Source organism: Brevibacillus fortis (genome assembly GCF_046196545.1).
Taxonomy (GTDB): domain Bacteria; phylum Bacillota; class Bacilli; order Brevibacillales; family Brevibacillaceae; genus Brevibacillus; species Brevibacillus fortis_A.
This window is the reverse complement of the sequence record NZ_CP176370.1, coordinates 6,095,055-6,117,395: the sequence shown is the minus strand read 5'-3', so window position 1 is coordinate 6,117,395 and position 22,341 is coordinate 6,095,055. Positions and strand designations below refer to the sequence as shown.

General features: G+C 47.1%; 16 protein-coding genes. 15 read left to right on the top strand and 1 reads right to left on the bottom strand.

Features of this window, described 5'->3' with window-relative positions:
* Positions 1-107 precede the first annotated feature (107 nt).
* The 12 genes from ACKKE8_RS29665 to ACKKE8_RS29610 all read left to right on the top strand — a co-directional run bounded on the left by ACKKE8_RS29665 (position 108) and on the right by ACKKE8_RS29610 (position 16,844).
* The gene (locus ACKKE8_RS29665; RefSeq protein WP_409176144.1) at positions 108-734 is read left to right on the top strand and encodes a TetR/AcrR family transcriptional regulator; all 627 of its coding nucleotides are present in this window, start codon (positions 108-110) and stop codon (positions 732-734) included.
* Positions 735-764: 30 nt separating this feature from the next.
* Positions 765-1,997 (top strand): efflux RND transporter periplasmic adaptor subunit, encoded by a 1,233-nt coding sequence (locus ACKKE8_RS29660; RefSeq protein WP_409176143.1) that lies wholly within the window; start codon positions 765-767, stop codon positions 1,995-1,997.
* Positions 1,994-5,104 carry an efflux RND transporter permease subunit gene (locus ACKKE8_RS29655; protein WP_409176142.1) on the top strand — a complete coding sequence of 1,037 codons (3,111 nt, stop codon included), beginning with the start codon at positions 1,994-1,996 and terminating at the stop codon, positions 5,102-5,104. Before ACKKE8_RS29660 ends, ACKKE8_RS29655 begins: the two co-directional genes overlap by 4 nt.
* Positions 5,105-5,239: 135 nt before the next feature.
* A complete protein-coding gene (locus ACKKE8_RS29650; RefSeq protein WP_007724798.1) occupies positions 5,240-6,535 on the top strand; it encodes an HD domain-containing protein in 1,296 nt (431 codons plus the stop codon).
* A complete protein-coding gene (locus ACKKE8_RS29645; RefSeq protein WP_409176141.1) occupies positions 6,528-7,055 on the top strand; it encodes a YwgA family protein in 528 nt (175 codons plus the stop codon). The genes ACKKE8_RS29650 and ACKKE8_RS29645 overlap by 8 nt, the downstream gene beginning before the upstream one ends.
* A gap of 187 nt (positions 7,056-7,242) precedes the next feature.
* Positions 7,243-7,632: a thioredoxin family protein gene (locus ACKKE8_RS29640; RefSeq protein ID WP_409176140.1), complete on the top strand. Its 390-nt coding sequence runs from the start codon at positions 7,243-7,245 to the stop codon at positions 7,630-7,632.
* A 36-nt stretch (positions 7,633-7,668) separates the two neighbouring features.
* A complete protein-coding gene (locus ACKKE8_RS29635) occupies positions 7,669-8,553 on the top strand; it encodes an S-layer homology domain-containing protein (protein WP_409176139.1) in 885 nt (294 codons plus the stop codon).
* Positions 8,554-8,644: 91 nt separating this feature from the next.
* Positions 8,645-12,556, top strand: a complete 3,912-nt coding sequence (locus ACKKE8_RS29630) for an ABC transporter permease (protein ID WP_409176138.1) — start codon at positions 8,645-8,647, stop codon at positions 12,554-12,556.
* 66 nt (positions 12,557-12,622) lie between these two features.
* A complete protein-coding gene (locus ACKKE8_RS29625; RefSeq protein ID WP_409176137.1) occupies positions 12,623-15,409 on the top strand; it encodes a lipase/acyltransferase domain-containing protein in 2,787 nt (928 codons plus the stop codon).
* 26 nt (positions 15,410-15,435) lie between these two features.
* Positions 15,436-15,768: a hypothetical protein gene (locus ACKKE8_RS29620; RefSeq protein WP_409176136.1), complete on the top strand. Its 333-nt coding sequence runs from the start codon at positions 15,436-15,438 to the stop codon at positions 15,766-15,768.
* Positions 15,769-15,850: 82 nt separating this feature from the next.
* Positions 15,851-16,348, top strand: a complete 498-nt coding sequence (locus tag ACKKE8_RS29615) for a YwhD family protein (RefSeq protein WP_409176135.1) — start codon at positions 15,851-15,853, stop codon at positions 16,346-16,348.
* 238 nt (positions 16,349-16,586) lie between these two features.
* Positions 16,587-16,844, top strand: coding sequence for a hypothetical protein (locus tag ACKKE8_RS29610; protein WP_409176134.1), 258 nt, complete (start codon positions 16,587-16,589; stop codon positions 16,842-16,844).
* A 50-nt stretch (positions 16,845-16,894) separates the two neighbouring features.
* Here the strand turns inward: ACKKE8_RS29610 and ACKKE8_RS29605 are convergent, their stop codons facing one another.
* A complete protein-coding gene (locus ACKKE8_RS29605) occupies positions 16,895-18,946 on the bottom strand; it encodes a transglycosylase domain-containing protein (RefSeq protein ID WP_409176133.1) in 2,052 nt (683 codons plus the stop codon).
* A 196-nt stretch (positions 18,947-19,142) separates the two neighbouring features.
* Here ACKKE8_RS29605 and speE point away from each other — a divergent pair, with 196 nt between their 5' ends.
* The 3 genes from speE (at position 19,143) to ACKKE8_RS29590 (ending at position 22,292) form a co-directional block, all read left to right on the top strand.
* Positions 19,143-19,976: a polyamine aminopropyltransferase gene (gene speE, locus ACKKE8_RS29600; protein WP_088911020.1), complete on the top strand. Its 834-nt coding sequence runs from the start codon at positions 19,143-19,145 to the stop codon at positions 19,974-19,976.
* A gap of 19 nt (positions 19,977-19,995) precedes the next feature.
* Entirely contained in the window at positions 19,996-20,865 is an 870-nt protein-coding gene (gene speB / locus ACKKE8_RS29595; RefSeq protein ID WP_048035131.1) for an agmatinase, read from the top strand.
* Between the two features lie 182 nt (positions 20,866-21,047).
* A complete protein-coding gene (locus ACKKE8_RS29590) occupies positions 21,048-22,292 on the top strand; it encodes an MFS transporter (protein ID WP_409176132.1) in 1,245 nt (414 codons plus the stop codon).
* The last annotated feature ends 49 nt before the right edge of the window (positions 22,293-22,341 follow it).

The window sequence follows — 22,341 nt, the reverse complement described above, 5'->3', positions numbered from 1 at the left end:
CATTCAGAACTGCATGCAAGTATTTACATGCATGCAGTTCCTATATATAATGAGCTTGGAAAAAAATGAAAATGCAAGTAATTGCTTGCTTGGCACGGAGGTGCTTTATGGATCACCCAGATATAGAACAAAAGCTGGGGGGGAGAGGCGAAGAGGAACAGGAGACCCGTGAGCGAATTTTATCAGCCGCACGTCAGCTAATGGCACAAAAGGGATACAAAGGAGCGACTACACGCAAGATTTCTGAGCTAGCAGGGGTTAATGAGGTGACGGTATTTCGTCACTTCAAGAACAAGGTAGGCATCTTGAAAGAGCTCCTGAAAGAAATCATGGATGTCCGAGAGCAGCTGGAGCAAGGGTTGCAAGGCGAGTTTTCTGATCTCAAGCAAATGCTAGTCAGCTACGCACGTACATATTACGGCTTATTGGTCGAGCGCAAAGAAATTTTCATGATCTGCATGATTGAAGCGGATAACCACCCGGAAGTCGTGCAGATGTTCAGCAGCCTACCGATGACCGCAGTCGAGGTATTGTCCACCAAGCTCCTAGCGTTTCAGGAGCAAGGGCATTTGCCAAAGGCAGATCCGTTCACGGCAGCTCTTATGTTCGTCTCCACTTTCTTCTATGCCTTTATGGCGAAGTATCGGGTCAATCTCGATCTCGAAATGGTAGAAGAAGAGCTTTTTGAAAATGCTTCTGAAATCTTGCTACAAGGCATCAAGGGACTCAAATAAACAGCATAGCTACATAGGGCGGGGGAAGTCATGAAGAGAAGATGGCTTGTATCTGTAATGATGATTGGACTACTGGCAACGACGGCTTGCAGCGAGCAACAGCCTGCTGCGGCACCCCAGAAGGAAGTGAAGCATGTCGTCGTTGCACAAGTGAAGAGGGAGCAGGCTGTGACAGTCACGGAGTTGTCTGGTACGCTGGCTCCTTTGGAGGAAGCACTCGTCTCTTTTGAAGTAGGCGGTCGTATCGTGGAGATGAACCGTAAAGAAGGAGACACGGTCAAAGCGGGAGATGTGCTCGCCCGGGTGAACGCCACAGATTACTCGCTCCAGGTTGCTTCGTCCAACGCTGCAGTGCAGCAGAGTGCAGCAAATCTTAGCAAGGTAAACAATGGCGCGAGAGAGCAAGAGGTGACGCAGGCGCGTTTGCTTGTGGAGAAGGCAACAGTAGGACTGCAAAAAATGCAGGATGATTTCCATCGGATTGAAAAGCTCTACCAGCAAAACGCCATTTCCAAAAGCGAGTATGAAAGTGCACAAAATGGACTGACGATTGCACAAAAGGATTTGCAAAACGCACAGCAGTCTTACTCACTGGTTACTCAAGGGGCTCGTACGGAAGACAAACAGTTGACGCAGGCTGTCTACAATCAGACGATCATCGCCAAAGAAGTGGCAGCCAATACACTTGCCAAAACGCAGCTTCGTTCGCCGATTAACGGGACGATCATCGCCAAGCTCTCGTCTGCGGGCAATTTGATCGGTTCAGGTAGCCCTGTCTATCAAGTCGGCAACATCGACACATTAAAAGTCGTATTGCCCGTTCCTGACCGTGAAATTTCTGCATGGAAAGTAGGCGAGACGATCTCCTTAGACCTGTATGGACAAAAACGGGATGGCAAAGTGACAAAAATATTTCCTGCCACGAACCAAAATACCGGAACGATTGGCGTAGAGGTCCAAATCGCCAACCTAGCACGTGACTGGTTTGCTGGTCAGGTGGTGAAAGCGACCAAAACGGTAACGGGGCAGGAAGGTGTCTACGTACCAGTAGAAGCAGTCATCAGCAGAGGAAAAGATGAAGCTCATGTCTTCGTCAATACAGGCGGCAAGGCTGTCAAAACAAGCGTAGTCATCGGGCAGATTGTAAGTGACAAGCTCGAGATCAAGAGCGGACTAAAAGAAGGAGACCAACTGATCGTCAAAGGGGTGGACCGTTTGTTTGACGGTGACCCAATCGAGGCGGCAGGAGGTACACAACCGTGATCAAGTACATCGTACAAAAGCGCAAAATCACGCTCCTGTTTTTCAGCATGATTGTACTTGTAGGCTCCCTCAGCTTTTTTCAGCTGCCCAAGCAAGAGATGCCGGATATTATCGTGAACATGGCGACGATCACGACGGTTTACCCGGGAGCTTCGCCGGAAAAGGTCGAGCAGGCTGTTACGAAAAAGCTGGAAGAAAAAATCAATGAATTGCAGGGACTTAATTATATATCCTCCTCCTCTTCCCTCGGAGTCTCTTTTATCATGGTGGAAGCAAAGAGTGACGTAGACCCGAAGCAAAAATGGGATGAATTGCGGAAGAAGGTAAAGGACGCAGAGGCTGATCTGCCAGCCGATGCGAAACAACCGATCATCAATGATGATTTGAACCGTACGTTTGTCCAATCGTTTGCGGTCACCGCTGACACGCGTGAGGAATTGTACAGCATGCGTACCATGCTGAAATCGTGGAAAGAACAGCTGCGCACAATTCCGAACGTGGCGGATGTACTGGTGGAAGGTCTACCGGAGCAGGAAGTCCACATCGAGGTTGATACGCAAAAGCTGAGCGAGTACGGGATCACGTGGAGTCAGGTGATGATGGCTGTCAAAAAGGAAAATGAAAAAATCCCGCTTGGCGACCTGACCACAGAAAAACGGACCTACCAGCTCAAGCTGGCGGAAAATACAGATGTCGAAGAACTGAACAAAGTCATTATCTCCCGTTCAAAAGAGGGCTTCCCGATCTATCTGAAGGACATCGGATCGGTCAAAATGACGACGGAGACGGTGAAAACGACTTCGTATTTCAATGGAAAGCCTTCGATCACGATCAGCGTCAATGCAGAGACAGGAAGTGATGTGCCGTCCTTGCAGAAGCGCGTAGACGAGATGATGGTTACCTTGGATAAAACACTTCCGGCAGGGGCCGAGAGACACTCGATTTATAGTCAAAATGAACGAGTGGATGAGCTTTTTAGTGACCTGACCCGGGAAATGATGATTGCCATCATCGCAGTTTTGGTGGTGTGTGCGCTCGGATTGAACCTGATCACATCGTTGGTAGTAGCGATGGCGATTCCGATTTCCCTGGCTGTGGGGCTTATGTTCCTGCCATCTCTGGGTATTTCACTCAACATGATCTCGATCGTTTCCTTGATCATTGTGCTGGGGATCTTGGTCGATGACGCCGTAGTGGTCAATGACAATATCGAGCGGAGACTGTCTGTCCTGGGCGAAAAACCGATGGCTGCGGCGGTTAATGGTGCCAAGGAAGTATCGATTTCAATCACGACCGCTACGCTGGCAACGATTGCGTCGTTTGCTCCTTTGATGTTTTTGAGCGGCAACGTCGGGCAGTTCATTCGTCCAGTTCCCGTAATTATTTCGATGACGATGCTGGCGTCAATGGTCATGTCGCTGACGATCATCCCGATCTTTCGTCAATGGTATGAGCAACGTAGAAAGGCTGGCGTAGAAGGGTATCGTAAGCCCGCTGGACTGTTGGGGAAACAGTTGTTGCAGCTGACCAAGTGGTATGCGAGCAAGGTCATGCCGAAAATTTTGAAGCGACCGCTTTTGGCAGGAATGATTGGCGTATTGATTGGAACGGCAGCATATGGATTGATACCGTTCACTCCGGTGGAATTGTTCCCGAACGATGATCGCCCGCAGTTTCTCATCGATATCCGTCTCCCCGTGGGCAACAGTCTGGAGGAAACAGACCGAGTGGTGCGTGGGACGGCAGACTGGGTGTTGAAGCAGCCTGGCATCGAGACAGTATCTGCGTACGCGGGAGGCAGTGCACCGAAAATGTTCGGCGGAGATACAGCTGCCGGAAGCGGCATTACCGTCGGACAGCTAGTGGTTCGTTATAATGAAAAAGAGACCCATCTCGAGAACATGCTTGAGCCGTGGACGGAGGAATTCAAAAAGCTGTATCCGGAAGCGAGTATCTTGACGAAGCAGCTGGAGGCAGGTCCTCCGGTTGGAAAACCAGTCGTGATTCGTTTTTATGGAGAGGATATTGAGACGCTGCGCTCTCTTTCTGCACAAGCAAAAGAAAAGGTTGCTGGATTAGAGGGAACGTACAATGTCCAAGACGATTTCGGGGTAGAACGCTATACCTTGGAATTTGTCGTCAATAAAGAGCTGATGGAGCAAAAGCTCGTTAACTACACGGACTTGTCCACGACATTGCGTCTGGTGAGCGAAGGCATTACAGTCAGCGAGTTTGATACGGGCTCAGACCTGATAGATATGAAGCTGTTCTTGCAAAAAGGCGAGGAAGACCCTGCATTGCTGTTTCAACGACTCAGTATCGCCAATGCGCGTGGAGAGCTGATTCCGTTGTCACAGCTCGCGGAAGTAAAACCGACCTTCAGTACACAGACGATCCCACATCGCGATTTGTCGCGGAGTGTGACAGTTACCAGTGACCTGAAAGGTAGAACGGCGACAGAAGTAATGGCAGAGATCAAGCCGATGCTCGATAGTATGTCCTTGCCTGAAGGATACCGCTATGAGATTGGTGGCGAGACTTCCGAGCAGACTGATATTTTTATCGATATGGGCAAACTCTCGATTCTTGTCGTTTTCCTGATCCTGATTTTGATCGCGATGCAATTCTATTCCTTGACCATTCCTGTACTGGTTACCAGTACGATTTACCTCGCTGTATCAGGGAGCTTGATTGGCTTGTTCGTGACCCAGACACCACTTGGCTTTATGACAATGATGGGGGTTATTGCTTTGGCGGGCATCGTGGTGCGTAACGGGATTGTTTTGATCGAGTTCATCGAGGAGGCACGCCATACAGGCATGGAGCTGAAGCAGGCGGTTATTTCTGCGTGTGAGGCACGACTACGGCCTATTCTTTTAACCTCGCTTACAGCGATTGCAGGTATGATGCCCCTAGCCATTTCGGGTGACGTTTTGTTCAAACCGCTTGCAGTCACCATTATTTCCGGCTTGGCGTTCTCGACACTTTTGACCTTGATCGTCGTACCGTCCTTCTATACGGTTTTGACGCAGCACAAGATCAAAAAGCTGGCGAAAAAAGCCGCGAAGCGCCCGGATTTGTATGGGCCTGAGGCAGAAATGTTGTAGGTTTGAGAGCAGCGACGACCTTTTGGGAGGTTCGTCGCTGTTACTTTTTTCTCTCTATGCTGTCGTATGATATGATAGAATCAAAATTCACTGTCAGTAATAGATAGAAAGCAGTACAGGAAGGGAGTGTCCAGGATGCAACAGCCACAGCTTCTTCATGAAGAAAAGGTATTCAAAGACCCTGTCCACCGCTACGTCCACGTGCGTGACAAGTTCATTTGGGATTTGATCAACTCGGCAGAATTCCAACGTTTGCGCAGAGTCAAGCAACTGGGCACCAGCTTTTTTACGTTTCACGGTGGAGAGCATAGCCGCTTTAACCACTCGCTTGGCGTGTATGAACTGATGCGCAGGATTTTGGAGACGTTCGAAGGCCGTATTCAGTTGACGTACGAGGAAAAGCTGCTGTGTCTATGTGCGGCTTTGCTCCACGATGTGGGCCACGGTCCGTTTTCCCATTCGTTTGAAAAGGTGTTCAAGTATCACCACGAGGATTGGACGCGAGCCATTTTGCTTGGAGATACACAAATCAACCGAATTCTTCGCCGGTTTGATGATAGCTTCCCTAAGAAATTGGCAGAAGTGATTAATAAGACATATGACAATAAACTGATCGTAAGCCTCATTTCCAGCCAGCTCGATGCCGATCGGATGGATTACTTGCTGCGTGATGCCTACTATACGGGCGTCAATTACGGCAATTTCGAGATTGAGCGAATCTTGCGTGTCATGCGGCCGCAGGAGGATGGCATTGTCTTTAAATTCAGCGGGATGCATGCTGTCGAAGACTACATCATGTCTCGCTATCAAATGTATTGGCAGGTCTATTTCCATCCCGTCACACGAAGTGCGGAAGTCATCTTGTGCAAGATTTTTCAACGGGCAAAGCTCTTGTTCTCCCAAGGCTATCCGTTCATGCAGGAGCCTGTCATGTTGTTGCCTTTCTTGCAGGAAAAGGTAGAGCTCGCTGACTATTTGGCGCTCGATGAGTCCATTATTCTTTTCTATATGCAGCTCTGGCGCAGAGAGCAAGACCCTGTGTTGAAAGATTTGTGCGCCCGTTTTTTGGACAGGAATCTCTTTAAATATGTCGAATATAATCCGAGGGATTTCCGCTTGCTGTCTGAGCTGAAAGAACTATTTCAATCTGCCGGAATTGATCCGATGTATTATTTGGAGGTAGACACGACCTCCGATCTTCCGTATGATTTTTACCGTGCCGGAGAAGAAGAGGAGCGCATTCCGATTATGCTCCAAATGCCTTCAGGCGAACTGGTCGAGCTGTCACAGAAGTCAGAAATTGTACAGGCCATTAGTGGAAAGCGGCGCTTTGATTACAAGCTGTACTTTCCATTGGATAAAGTCATGGCTTTGCCGGGGGATCTCTCCCGTAAGATTCGAGAACGTCTGGGAGTGATGGAGGATGCTTAATCGTCACGCCAAGATCATACGCCTGATTGAGATAGTCGGCGAAGTGAGCGGGCGAAAAAAATTACAAAAGATGGTGTACATAGGAAAACATCTGGAGATGGATTTCGATGAGCGCTACGAGTTTCACATGTACGGTCCATATTCGGAGGAACTGACGCTCAGAGTAGATGAGCTGTGCAACATGGGGCTTCTGGATGAGCAAATGGAGAGTAAAGGTGCCATTCATATGTATCGTTACTCTTTGAACGAAACCGGTCATGATTTTCTCAAGTTTCATGAGGTTGACTTCGGTAGTGGAGAACGTGCGATTTTGCGTATGAACGAGGAGAATTCTCGTTTTCTCGAGCTGGTTTCTACGATTCTGTATTTCAACCACCTGCCGTATGAGGAAATGAAGGGCAAAATCTTTACGTTTAAGAGCAAGCAACGCTACACCGAAGAAGAGATTCAAAAAGGGCAGGCGTTTATTGAAGAACTGCGTGCGCTGATGAAGGAAGACGGCGGCACTGCAATTATGTAATAGGGAACATCATACGAGGACAAGCACGGCGTACGAACTTGCAAGAGTTGTGGTACGTCTTTTTTTTATACATGGTCAGCCAGTCCAATGGGGCTGGCTTTTTTTGTCTCAGTTCGGAGCTGCATAATACGGGCATCGTTCTTTGACAAGTGCATAGGTATGAAACATTTTGATTAGCGAGAGGGAGATGGACGTGAGTAGAAGCATGCGATGGTGGCTGTGGATCGCGCTCGGTGTTGTTATGCTTGCTGTCGGTATAAGTGCGTGGGGGACAGCCAGTGCACATGAAGTAAGAGTCGTGTACGTCTATAGTGATAGCTGCGGATATTGTAAGGAATTCGGCCCGACATTCGAGAAAGTTGTGAAGGCGTATCCACCGGAAATGATCCAACGACTGGATATTCATAAGCAGAAAGAGCTGGATGAAGCATCGCGCCTCGGGGCAAAGGCAACCCCCACTGTTTTTGTCGTCGAAAAAGGTAAGGTAGTCGATAAGCTGGAAGGAGCGGTACCCGAGAATGCGTTGCGAAGCTTTTTGCAAAGGAACCTAAATCAGACTCTTTCTAAAAATGGATAATATAGGTAAAATATCCGGTGAAGAGGGGGTCATTCCATGAACGAACGTGCAATGATGTCGTACCTACTAGCATCTGTCCTTGTAATGGCAGGGGTTACTGGAGTTGCTGACAGTCCTACCGTACAAGCTCAAGCGTCAGCGAAGGATTATGCTTCACATACAGCAAAGGCAGCTATTGATTTCGGTGTACAGAAGAAATACTTATGGCTGGATAGCAAGGGGAACTTTTATCCGAATAGTCAAATCACGCAGGGGCAGTTTATCGCGAGTTTAGTAGCCATTCGCGGGTTGAAGGAAGTGGCACCCGTACCGCAGCTCCCGGCAGGGCACTGGGCGAAGATGAGTTATGAGAAGGCGCAGAAAGCGGGGATTTTGGATAATTTGAAGATTGATCCAAACCGTTTTCTGACTAAAGAAGAAACAGCATTGCTTGTTTTTAATACGTGGAAGCCATATAGAGGTGAAAAAAGCCCAAATCTAACTAATACTGGTGCGTTGATTACTTGGGGATGGATGAAGCCAGCACCAAATGGTCAACCAAGATTCCGCGAGGATTTGCCAGTGCTTCGAAGTGATGCTGCTGAAATTTTACAATTTATGTGGCTAGATAAATGGCAGCTTGAGCAAGGTAAAAAATATGCAGATGAATTCCATAAAAGCTTGAAATTGGCCAATGGGAAGATTACCGGAAAAGTCCCGAAAGGGGACGGTAACTTTAAAATTAGAGCAATGTTTATCACTAACAATGATGGAAGAAGTGGTTTTTTAAATAACGAATCATTCTCAGTTCCTGTCAATACAGTGAATTCCCTTTCTTTTGAAGTAATCAACTCGAAAGACTCCGGAATGGCAGGAGGTTATTGGTATCCCAAACTTCCTAAGTTTGATCGGGAAAATCGCACAAAAAGATTCTATCGCTAGTTGAGGTACTAATATGAATAATAAAATTTACAAGCATAGTAAGGTACTATATCCTGTGCTTTCTTTCTGCCTTTTGATAGGATTGGTCGGTGTGCATCCACAGATTACTGAGGCTGCTCCCAATTTACATGGAATCAAAGTCGCGAGTATTGATTCCTACAAGAGACTTTCGCCTGAGAACGGATTTGATTCAATGTCTATCGAAACGATTCCTGCAACTCTGGGGACGACAATAGCACAAATCGAGATTGATAGAAGTATTGATGGACAGCGAGTTTTGTTATTTGCAGATGAAGATGAAAAAGCGGATAAAGGATGGTACTTCGTAGATGGTGAGGAGGCTTCTTATTGGATCAATCGTTTTGGTGGAAATTCCAACTTTATTCTCGGTGGTTCTGCTAATGCCTATAGTAAAGAAGTTGCCAATCTAACGAATCATAATAATCCACCATACCAAGCCTACAACCTCGCAGAACTAGCCACCGCCTCAGGTGGCGCAGGCTACACCAAAGGAGACAACCTCGTCCCAGACGGCAAAGGCGGATACATCTCAGTAGGCCACTTCCGAACAACCCCACAACCCAGCGGCAGCATAACCACCGACAAAACCAAATACAACCTCAACGAAACAGTTGAGATCCATGCAAATGCCACGGACTTTTCTTACTATGACCGCGGCATTTTTGTATGGTCTTTAAATGTGATCAACAAGACGACAGGGCGTGGATACAAAAGCCTCTTGTCTAATCGACCATTCAACGATCCCAGTACCGCCGTTCCCACGGTAAACGAGACAAGTAGTCCCCCAGGCTACAAGTGGACTTATAAAAATACCGAATATAAGCCTACCGAGCCAGGGGTGTATGAAGTATCGCTAATAATCACTGACCTGCACCAAAGAAGCCGCCAAGGATCAAGTAGCATAAGCGTTTCGACACCTTACACAGCACAATTCACAGTAGGTGATGTAACCCCACCGGAAAAACCCGATCCCGAAAAGCCTGATCCAGGTCCAGCCTGTTCAATCGGATCAACAAAAACCAAACTGAACATTCAAGTCGTTGGCGACAAGGGTATAAAAGACCACAATGCTGTTGCCAGCGGTGGTTCAGATATCGCTGTTGAAAAAAATGCCGATATCACCCTTTACGCCAATAAACCAGGAAAATACACGATGAATGGTTATGACATGAAGCCTGGAGCAAATGGGAATCGGAAGGTCGCAACAGGTAGAATGGGTAGCTCTGGACGGGTAAAAGTCGTCTACGTCAGTGATGATGGAACAGAATGCTGGGAGAAATATTTGAGAGTCGAGTCGCCAGACGGCGAAGACTCATGCCCCATCGTTACGCTGTCGGCATCTGCAGTAAGAAATGGTGAAACGATTGAGATTATGCCGTTCGATACGCTTACGTTCCGAGCCAAATACACGACCAAATACGGAGATAGCTCGGAGGCATCGCTCAAGTGGGATGTATCACTTCCAAACGGAAAAATCTATACCTTGCCAGTCAAGGAAAAGGACAACGGCAGATGGGGACCCTATGATTCCTCCAGTTTAAAGCTTCCGTACGAAAATGCTTATAACCCGTACTATTTTCCATTCGAACGAGGAAAAACGTACAAATTGAAGCTAAACTTCGATGGGACAAAGTGGAGGGAGCGACCTGAATGCAATTGGGAAATAACGATCGTCGTAAAAGATGCTTTCTGCTCAATCGCTGATCAAAAAAAGGTTGCGTTTTTAGTGCATAGCGAACCACCTCTGCCATTTTCTCCGGAAGGGGAAAGCATGAATGGATCAGTCAGCTCAGGCTTTACATTGAAAGATCCCGTATATATCAAGTACTTTACGGAGGCTGGAGATCAATACGATACCAATCTATCGTTTTCCTCGAAGGTATCTGGTACTTGGTATTGGAAGACCCCTGGAGGAAAAACAGCGTTAACCGACAAGCTTGCGGCGGACGAGCCATTCAGGCTCTTGTTGCCGGCAAGCGTAGATGTTGGCGATGAAATCGTACTGCTGTTCGAGTCCGAGACGGGCTGTACGGGTGAGGTGCGATTCACCATTGAATCTGACCAAAAATGCTGGGATATTCTAGCGTCAGTAGAAATTGATCGAAACAACCAAAAGTGGAGCAAGGATATTCAACGTGGAGAAACCATTGAAATAGCAACAGATGAGATGCCAGACAAGTATCGGTTTCGTATGTTTTTGTCGGATAATAGTCACTTTTCTATGAGATGGTTCGATCCTGCGTCAGGCTCCTGGGAAAGAAAGCGAAACGGAGAGGCACTCGATAGCTCAAACACCTCCACAAATAGCCACTGGGTGTATTTCCTAAGGGACGAAAATGGTCTTCTTTTAGAAGGGCTGTACAAGGTGCAATTTTATTCAACCCAGAGTGATGGCTGCGACGGTCATTTTTTTGTGCAAATCGGCAAAGGTGTTCCCACACCGGATGGAGAGAATTTACTTATTGTGAAATCGAGCTTTCAAATTGATCCGAAGAGCCCTCAAGCCGCAGGAACCAATGCGACGATTACTTTCAACGTGAAGAATGCCGGGAAATTAACGCATGATACGAAATTGGCTGTACGCTGGGCTAGCTCAGAAAAGGAAACCAGCTTGGATGTGAAGGAATTCAAGCCGGGTGAGGTGCGTAAGATCACGGTTCCGACGAAGTATCCACAAAAATCCGAGGATTTCATTGCCCATATCAACCCTGCGAAATCCATGCCGGAAAATGAGACGATCTGGACGGACAATCGTGCGGCTTGGCCAGTGAAGATAGTCGGCGGAGAAGTTCCTGAGCCGCCTGGTGGTGGAGACGATTTTGATGGCGGTGAAATTGGTTTAGAGATTTATGACAGTGATGGTCGACAGCTACAAAAACTGCCGCTACATGCAGATGGCGTGTGGGAACGTGAGCCTGCTACGATTCGCGTGGTCATTGATCAGACGAAAATAAACCAAGGCTTCCAAAAAACAGAGCAGGAGATCAATCAGAAAATCACGCAATTTAAAGCACAAATGGAGAGTTCAGTCAGCGGGGACAATATCAAAAACGTAACCGTCACTGCGAATCCCGGGTGGATTTCAGATGCCAAGAGCCTGGCAGTCTATACACCAGCGCAGCTTGATCTGAAGCTGACAGGCCCCGGAGCGCCGATGCAATGGCAGGTAAGCAGTGCATCTACAGGCACAGAGGTTGTGTACACAGGAACCACTGTCCCGACGCAGACGACTTGGCGCCAAGTACTCCAATCGCAAAAGTACAAAGCAGAAATCAACGGCTTTGTCATTGGGATGGATTATCAGGTCGAATTTGAACTGTCCTACGAGAGCTGCGCTATGAACGACGAAGATGAAGAGGTGTGTGAACCACAGAATATATCCAAAACAATGACAGGCCGCTATACCATTACGGTAAAAGGGGGGGAGCGCTCCTTTGAAGTATTTGAGCCAAATGCAACAGGCTCGATTCGCCATACAGACGAATGGGCAGCGTATCATGCCAGAGACCGATATCCAAACAGCCAGCCAAATGATTACTATGCGGGGGAGCGCATCTTGACACAAGTGGAGCTGCAGGAACGACACCGCCATCCCGTGAGCAACCAGTTTCCTGTCGTGACATCTGCGCGGGCGTGGATTTCAGAAACTGGCTTACGCCAAACGCCGTTACAGTCGTTGTTAGCCTTGCAACAAGCGACTCCCCAGTTCTGGAGAGGACCCTCCTATTCCGCTTCCAAGCTAGGAACTCGTGAAGTGGGAGTAGATAAGCCTTTGATGGGGGATAAACAGTTTGGCTTCAAAAAGGATGCGAGCTACGCTGTCTATTACTTCGTTTCCTTTCGTTTTGACGTGAACAAGGGCTTCCCCTATCAAAATAAAACCTCCGGGCAAGGGCACGAGCTAAAAGATTATCAACTACCCTTCCGTATCATTGCAAACGCATGGGAACGACAAGGAATCCGCAACCATACGACTCAGTAAAAATATTTGCACCCCCTCTCTGTCTTTTTCTACTGTAAAGCTAGAAAAAGGATGAGGGGGATTTTTGTGGGAATAATCACGCAGCGCTTGCTATGTGTACTTCTCCTATTCGCTTTATGCTTGGGAAATACAGTGGAACAGGGCTGGGCGAAAGAACGGGAGATATTTGTAGAGGAGGCGTGGGCATGGATCGACGAGGGCGAGGTGCGTTTTCAGGCACAATTATCGGGTACTCCAGATAAAGTCGCGCTGTCTGTCAATCAGGACAGCGACAGCAAAACCCGTTCATTTCACGAGGAGTTTCAGATTTCTCTCGCTGTAATGCCTATGGATGATAGCCCTATCCAGATAAATATGTTCATAGATGATTCAGAAGAGCCGTTACGTAGATGGGAGCTATCATTGCCTGAACAGATAGAGCCGACTGTAGAAAAAATAAAAATCAAAAAGGCGCATTGGGATGAAATGGCTGCCGATCAGGAAGAACCGTTAGAGTTGGTCGAACTAGAGATCGAAGACCAAAACGAAGCTCCGTCAGAAGAGGAAGAACAAGAACAGGAGCAGGATGCCACCGATGAAGAGCTTTCGCGGCTGGCAGAGGAATTTTATGCGCATTTTTCAGGCGAGAATAAGCCAGGAGAAGCAGAATTGCGCAATAGAGAAGCTCGCTTTGAGGTAGAACCGAATGATACTTTGGGCAGCAAATCGGATTGGCTCTTTGATGGAAAAGACAGCCATGGAAAGATTAGCAGCAAGGATGATGTGGATTTTTGGAAAATTAGAGGAACAACAAATGGTCAGATGAATATATCCCTCACAGATATTCGGACAAACGAAGACTACGATTTGTATGTATATGATGAGGAGGAGCGGGAGCTTGCCCGTTCAGAGCAGCATGGAAATGAGCCAGAGCGAATCGAGGGACTGACACTGGAAAAAGACAAATGGTACTACATCAAGGTCGTTGGAAAGCAGGGCTCGTTTTCGAAAGATTACTACTACCGCTTGCGTGCTGATTTTTTCGCGGATCAAGGAGGGGGCAAGGCAGATGGATACGAGCCGAATGACTCATTGGAAGAGGCCTACGAGCTAGATGATTATAAACGAAATATCGTAGGTAATCTTCATTCAAAGACGGATGTTGATTTTTACAGCTTATCCGTTAAGCTCTCCTCTACTGTGGAGGTCTCCCTCAAGGATATCCCTTCTGGAATGGATATGGACGTATTTCTGCTTGACGAGGCTGGAAAAGTCGTCGCCAGATCCGAGAAAGCGAAGAATTCGGATGAACATATTCTCTTCAATGCTTATCCTGGAACCTACAAAGTCAAGGTCATGGCCAGCAAACGCTCGGGATTTACCTCTAACTCGTACAGTCTTTACATTGGAGACAGAACGATCCCAGTTATCTTAATCCCGGGAGTAGGTGGATCGCGACTCGAAGTCGAGCAGAATGGAAAGAGATCGGAAATATGGTTGGGACTTGGCGATAGTCTCATTGGTATTAATGATCCCAAACACCGCAGGCTACTCTCTTTGGAGCCGATCAAGCCAAATAGTGTAGATGTACAGCCAGTCGTCCGTGATGCGACAATCCACCCGGAAAAAGATGATTTTTACGCCATCGAATATCTTTCCTATGCGCCGTTTCTAAAAGAACTTACCGAGCAGTATTACAGCATGGTAAAGGAACTGGAGAAAGCGGGATACAAGAAGCATCGCACCTTATTTGCACTGCCGTACGATTGGCGATATAGCAGTACCATAAATGCCAAGCTTCTAAAAGAAGAAATCGATGCTGCATTGAAGGCAAGTGGGGCAAATCAGGTGCATTTGGTGGCACATAGCATGGGTGGACTCTTGGTAAAAGAAACACTTCTATCCAATGTGTCCTACCAGCGCAAAGTGAATCGTGTCGTGTATATGGGCACACCCTTCCTTGGCTCTCCACGGGCATATCAGGCTCTTAAGCACGGATACAATTTTTCGATCCCTTGGCTGGATGAGGAAACAGGGAAGGTGATTTCCTCTTATGCACCTGCCGTTTACGAGCTGTTACCCTCCAAAAAGTACTTTGAAACGGTTGGCTTCCTGAAAAAGAGTAACATTCAGTACTACACCTACGACGAATTTTTAAAGGACAAAAATATTCGGCTCGACTATGCGCCGCTCGTCCGACATGGCGGCAAGATGCATGAAAAGTGGGATAACAAAACGATCAATGTTCCACAGTATTCCATCGTGGGTACAGGCCAAGTAACACTGCTCGGTTACTTTTATGATTCTTTTTATAACGAATGGTCCCCGATTCTCGATCCTGGCGTTGGGGACGGTACCGTTCCGTATATGAGTGCCAATTACGCCCAGAAGGATATGAAAAAACGATACTACGTGAAAGGCGAACACGCCAAGCTGCCGACCATACCAGAAGTCATCGACCAAGTAACCCGATTGTTACAGGGGGATGAGGAATTACAACCAGGGTTGCGCAGTGCTCCGGATCAAAATGCTGACTATCTGTATTACATCATTGCACAAGATGACAAAAGCTTTCCTGAAGTGACGATACACAAATCCGGCCAGACCTTTACACTCGACGCCAATAAAAAAGAAGTACGGGAAGACCTGTCTATTGAATACCACGATCGCATCGTTGTCATCCATGTTCGAGATGGTGAAGACCTGGAATTCCAGTCGCCTATAGCTGTAGAGGGAGAGGAGCCAGTGCGCTTTCTGATCAAACGTTTCTCGTCAGATGATTCGGAGCGTTACAAAGAAACAGGCAGACATTACGTGCTCGATGAGCGTGGACTGGCACAGGTAGAAGAATCTACGGATTCCTATGATGAGTAGTCATCAAAAGCAAGGGGAGTAAGAAAATGGATGATAACTGGTTTGTCTGGTTCATACTCGGTCCTTTCGTATTCTCATTGATGTTTGCGGGGCCTTTGATCGGTTTGCTCATCGCCGCTTTCATTCGCTTCACGTTAGGCTTTCGTGGCTGGTTGATTTTTCTAAGTGTTCTTTTTATCAGCTTTGTGTACTACCTGTTTATTGTTCCCTCTGACACGATGCTAGGTGAACTTTTAGTCATGAAGGTTGCCATGGCGGTCCATACAGCCATCGTAACGATCCTGATTATGTCGGGCATCGAAAAAATCATCCAGCTCGTAAACAAAAAACGAAACACCCAAAAGCTCATGGATAAATAAAGGGCACATAGGCAAATTGCGTCATCGCACGTCTTTCGAGTAGAATAAAAGGAAGGAGAATGATTGTCTGGAGGTTATTCATATGGATATTTTTGATAATAAAAAAGGCGGTTTTACCATCATGAGTGGAAAAACCGATGTACACGGAGGTTTTGGTCAAGGTGTACTCGACCTGAATGCTGTGTCCTCTGTCATTATCGATGGGGACGAAGCGTACATTGACATGGGTGCCTTGCATGCTAAAAGTTCTGTGGAAAAGGGCATCAAATGGACGATGAATAAAGAAGAAGTACCAAATGGAAAGCCTTATTGGCTCGTTTGGGTAACAGTTGATCGAAATGAAGCTGGTCCTTACTATGCAGGGGCAACAGCGTGCTACATGGAAATCGATAGGGAGGCGCGTAGAGGCTACAAAATTTTGGCAGATCACGTGAATCGCATGGATTACTCCATGAAGAGACGTATTATGCTGTCCGATCTATCCGAGAAGGAAAAAGCCGCTCTGAAAAAGCTTTTGATTGATAATAACGCGGATATGTATGAGAATTCCACAGAGGAATTAAAGCAAAATTTGTCCTAAAGTTGGAAATCGTGAACGGTCTGTGAACAAATCGTGAAATCAATTGTTCACACAATTGAAGTCAGGTAAACTTATTTCCATATCTGTGTAACATGTACACTAGGTCAACAAACAGGGAGAGAGCCGTCACTCTTTCCCTGTTTGTGTATATAATTTCTTTAATTGATCATAGTTTTTGGGATATCGCGGAACACTAATGGGGATTGAACCAAACTGTTTGACGGAAGGGGCGGTACCCATGGGAGAAGATCTCCGTGGTAATGAACAATCGCATGATCATTTTGTGAAGCACGGTGGCGTCCATTTCCGTACACACGTGACTCCGACCGAGATAAACAACTTTGTGCGCAAGCTACCAGCTGGAAAAAGGGACAGCTTGTTTGAAGTATTGGAACAGCTCGATAATGCCGGTCTGATTACGATCGTAAACGACCATGTTTTTGCCGATGGAGATGGAATCGTGGGCGGCGGGGACAATCAGAGCACGCAAGGTTAATAGTCATACCAAAAAGGACGTACTCGATGAAGAGAAACGTCCTTTTTTCTTTAGTTATTCGGTTTCCACCAACTGCCCATGCGTTGCCAGAAGGTCGAAGAATCTGGCGGCTTTAAAGGTGTCGGTGTCTCATTTGTCGGGATGTGATCCGTGCAATAATCTTGAGGCTCTGTTCCGCTGGCGAAATAAAAGAGCTGTGGATTCGGACAATGCTCGGTCGCCAGTTTTCCAGAAGCGGGATCGATATAGACAGAAACAACACCAGCTGGCATGTCAAAGAGTGCAGGGGGTTGACCTTTGAGCGCACTCTCCATAAACTGGGCCCAGATTTTTTTGGACAGGTAGCCTTCCTTTACATCATCGACCTTTTGGTTTTTGTCGTAACCTACCCATACGGTCGAAACCAGCTGCGGAGTGAATCCGCTCAGCCAAGCGTCATAATCTGTTGATCCTGTTTTCCCTGCTACCGGTCGGTTCATTTCACCAGCAACGCGATATCCGGTACCACCTTGTTCAAATACACTTTGCATCATATTCACTAAGAGAGCAGACGCGACCGGATCGGCTACCTGTGTTTTCTCCGGTTTTTCTTCGACCAAAATGTTGCCCTCGCTGTCCTCGATGGAGGTGATGGCAATGGGCTTCACTGCTTGTCCCTTGTTGACGATTGCAGCATAAGCAGCGTTTAACTCCAAGGGAGAGACGGGTGAAGTTCCCAGTGCCAGAGAGGGAACGGCTTGCATCGAGCTGGAGATACCTAATTGCTTTGCTTGATCAACCACTTTTTGCGGCCCGAGAAAATCAATGGTCTTGACGGCATAAATGTTGTCGGAGGTTTTGATTGCTTCACGCATGTTGATCATTGCGTTTGCATATTTTCCACCAAAATTGCCGGGAATGTACTGCTTATTGTTATCGTAGGTAAAAACGGTCGGTTCGCTTTTCATCAACGTGAGCGGTGTATAGCCGTTTTGCAAGGCGGACAAATACATGATCGGCTTGAAGGAGGAACCGGGCTGCCGCTTGCCAAGCACGCGATTGAACTGACTCACCTTGTAGTCACGTCCACCTACCATCGCTTTGATATAGCCGGTAGTTGGGTCCATGGCGACGAGGGCTACCTGCAAATTCGGATTATTCTTCGGTAAGACGGAGGCGACAATATCCTCGGCCTTTTTTTGTGCGACTGGATCAAGGGTCGTATGGATTTTTAGGCCGCCATGAATAAATTTTTCTTCGTCAATGCCATATTTGTTTTTTACCAAATTGGCGATGTAATCACGGAAATAAGGAGCTGGCTCGGTTACATTCTCGTTTGTTCGCTGTTTCAGCTTGATTGGTTCTGCGTAGGCTTGCTCTACTTCCTTCGATGTCAGTAGATTGTCGCGCTCCATAGCATTCAAAATGAGCTTTTGTCTGGCTTTGGCGCGTTCTAAATCGACAAATGGTGAATAATAAGTAGGACCCTTAGGGATGCCTGCCAGCATGGCGCTTTCTGCAATGGTCAAATCTTTGGCATCCTTGCCAAAATAGGTTTGGGCAGCAGCTTGTACGCCATAAGCTGAATGACCATAATAAATCTGATTCACGTACATTTCTAATATTTCATCCTTGCTGTAATTCAGCTCAAGCTGAATCGCAAGCAAAGCTTCTTTGATTTTTCGCTCCCATGTCTTGTCCAAGCTGAGGTACAGATTTCTTGCCAATTGTTGAGTGATGGTGCTGGCACCCTGACGCTTGTCCATGTTAATGACATCGACATAAGCGGCCATGGCTAATCGTTTCCAATCAAAACCAAAATGTTCGCGGAACGAACGGTCCTCGATAGCAATGGTCGCATCAAGCAATGCGGGTGAAATCTCTGCAAGTGGCACAGAAATCCGGTTCTCGCCACGGTGCATCGTATCCAAAACCTCTCCACTGGAAGCGTAAATCGTCGTGGTTTGCTTCACAAACGTTTCCGGTAGTGGTTGTGAGCGTAAGTACAAAATGAGTAGCAAGATGGCAAAAGAGAAACATAATAGGGCGAGAATGGTAAATTTTACAAATTTCTTAGCCCAACGCAAATAGCGCAGCAATGGGGCTTCGCGAATGACTTCCATGTGTGCCTCTCCTCCTTTCTGCGGTTGAATCAATAAAATAGGACATACTACGTTACTAGTAGTATGTATCGCTTGCAAGCTGGTTAAACTTTCCTTGCTAGAAAAATATCTTGCAATTTGGAAGACAGCTACTATAATTTTCTTGTTATATTGTATTTTCATGCGGTTAATTGAAGGAGGTTACATAGCCATGAACATGGAATTGTGGTACACCGAAAAACAGACGGAAAATCACGGGATAACAACGAAAATTACAGAGACCCTATACAGTGAGAAATCCGAGTTTCAACAAATCGACGTAATTAATACGAAGCAGTTTGGTCGCATGTTAGTGCTCGACGGCATGGTTATGACTACCGATGTCGATGAGTTTGTCTACCATGAAATGATTTCTCATATCGCGTTGAATACGCATCCAAACCCGAAAAAGGTTTTGGTTGTAGGCGGCGGCGATGGCGGTGCTATTCGTGAAATCGTAAAGCACGCGTCTGTAGAAAAAGCAGTTCTGGCTGAAATCGACGGTGGCGTCATTGAATCTTGCAAAAAATATTTCCCTGAGATCGCGAGTGCATTGACAGGCAATCCACGTGTAGATGTACAAGTCATCGATGGTATTAAACATATTCATGACCACAAAGGTGAGTATGATGTGATCATGGTAGACTCTACAGAGCCAGTAGGACCTGCTGTAGGTCTGTTCGAAAAAGGTTTCTACCAAGGCATTCACGATGCTTTGAAACCAGACGGTATCATGGTTGCTCAAACAGAATCTCCTTGGTTCAACCGTGATCTGATCAAGCGCGTGTTCAAAGACCTGAAATCGATCTTCCCGGTTACTCGTCTCTACACTTGCAGCATCCCTACTTATCCATCCGGACTGTGGAGCTTCACCATCGCTTCCAAGCAACACGATCCGTTGGAAGTAGATCCAGCGAAAATCAAAGATTTGGGCACCAAATACTACAATGCGGAAGTTCACCACGCTGCCTTTAAACTGCCTAACTTTGTGGCTGAGCTGACCCGCGACTAATCGGGGGAGAATTACACCTATGCGTTTTGACGAAGCATACTCTGGAAATGTCTTTATCCGTAGTCACGGGAATTACGAAGAAAGCCAAGCGGTTATTTACGGTATGCCGATGGACTGGACAGTGAGCTTCCGTCCGGGCTCTCGTTTTGGCCCTTCCCGTATTCGTGAGGTTTCCATCGGTCTGGAAGAGTACAGCCCGTACTTGGACAGGCTGTTGGAAGACATCAAATACTTTGATGCTGGCGATATTCCCCTTCCTTTTGGAAACGTGGAAGGTAGCTTGGATGCGATCCGTACATTTGTGGCAAAAGTATTGGCAGATGGCAAATTCCCATTGGGTCTGGGCGGAGAACACTTGGTTTCCTGGCCAGTATTCCAAGCGGTTTATGAAAAGTACAAGGATATGGTCGTATTCCACTTTGACGCGCATACGGACCTGCGCGATAACTACGAGGGATACGAATACTCCCACTCCACCCCGATCAAAAAGGTATGTAACCTGATCGGCGGCAAAAATGTTTACTCTTTCGGTATACGTAGCGGTATGAAAGATGAGTTCGAGTGGGCAAAAGAAAACATGCATCTGTACAAATACGATGTACTGGAGCCAGTGAAGCAAGTGCTGCCTACTATTGGCAACCGTCCGATCTACCTGTCGATTGACATCGATGTATTGGACCCTGCGCACGCTCCAGGAACAGGTACCACAGAAGCAGGCGGCATCACGTCTCGTGAGCTGCTCGATACCATTCACTTCATGGCAAACAACGGTGCGAATGTAATCGGTTGTGACCTGGTGGAGGTTGCTCCTGTGTATGACCACAGTGAAATGACACAAATCGCGGCATCCAAAATCGTACGCGAGCTGCTCTTGAGCTTTGTAAAATAAGATATCTGTGTAAATAAGCCTCCGGTTTTGCATAAGAACCGGGGGCTTTTCCTATTGGTGGTAGGACGTTCAGTTAAATTAATAAACATTTTTGTTTACAAAGTATAAAATCGTCAGTACAATCATAATAGTGAAATGATTGAATAGTTGACAGAGGTTTTCTATACAAAGGAGTTGTCTGCATGAGAGAAGTATTTGCCTACGCACCATTTCGAAAGCTGTTCTTTTCCAATCTGTTCTCCGGCTTTGGGCAAGGTATGACGATGATCGGGATTGCCTGGTTCCTCGTGGAAACGACAGGCTCTGCTCAACTTTTGGGCTCCACCATGTTTACTTCTGCGGTATTGATGTTTTTCATTGGGCCGTATATCGGGACGCTCATCGATCGTTATTCCCGCAAAAAAATGCTGCTGGTAGAAAACTTGATCGGATTTGGCGTACTTGGCATGCTCGCGATCTGGGGATTTTTCGGAGAGTACAGCGAGTGGATGCTGATTGTGATCTATTTGACGACCACCTTTATGTACCAAATTCATTATCCGACGCAGTCCGCACTGGTTCAGGAGACGTTTGAGCCCAAGCATTACAATAGCATCAATAGTCTACTCGAGATCGAAGGACAGACTGCATCCGTTCTAGCAGGTGCGTTTGCGGGGATTTTGCTTAGCTCCTACGGGCTGCATGTGGTGATTATTTTCAATGCGATTACCTACTTGTTCGCCTTTACCTTGCTGTCTACCATGACGTATACCTTCACGCTGGAAAAAGAAGCGAAGCAAAACCAGGGCGTCGCGTGGACGGAGCAGCTGATGGAAAGCTGGCGGTACATTCGGCAAAAGAAAGGATTCCTGCTGTTTGGCATATCCGCACTCATGCCCTTCATTGCTGTTATGGCTACGAACTTATTGAAGCCTGTTTACATAAGCCAAACGCTGCAGGCGGGTGTCTCGGTTTATTCGCTAGGAGAGGTCACGTATGCACTGGGTGCCGTGGCGGCAGGTTTACTCGTTGCGATCGTCGTTCGCAAGATGGGGCAGCTGGCAGCCATGATCGGCAATACGTTGTTGTTCGCGATTGCCATTGTCGTCATGATTGCTTTGCCGTATGGCTGGGCGCTGATTGCGGCGTACACGTTTTACGGGTGGAGTAACGCTTCTGTGCGCTTGATTCGGCAATCGCTCTATATGACAGTTGTGCCGAAGCATCAGATGGGGCGGGTTATGAGCTTTTTCAACTCAATCGGCATGATGATGCGTTTGGTCCTGATCGGTTTGTTTACGGCTATGATCGATTATACGGGGGCAGGAGTCGGGTACTTGGTGTTGGCGGGTCTGCTGTTGCTTGCGGCGATCGGGATTGCTGCTACCATGAAATACCTGCTGGCGGATGCCAAAGCGGAGGCGGCGGTTGCCACGCCAGAGCGATGAAGGGTAGAATGTAGGGATAAATGGGAAGCAAAGAAAGTGGAGTGTGGAA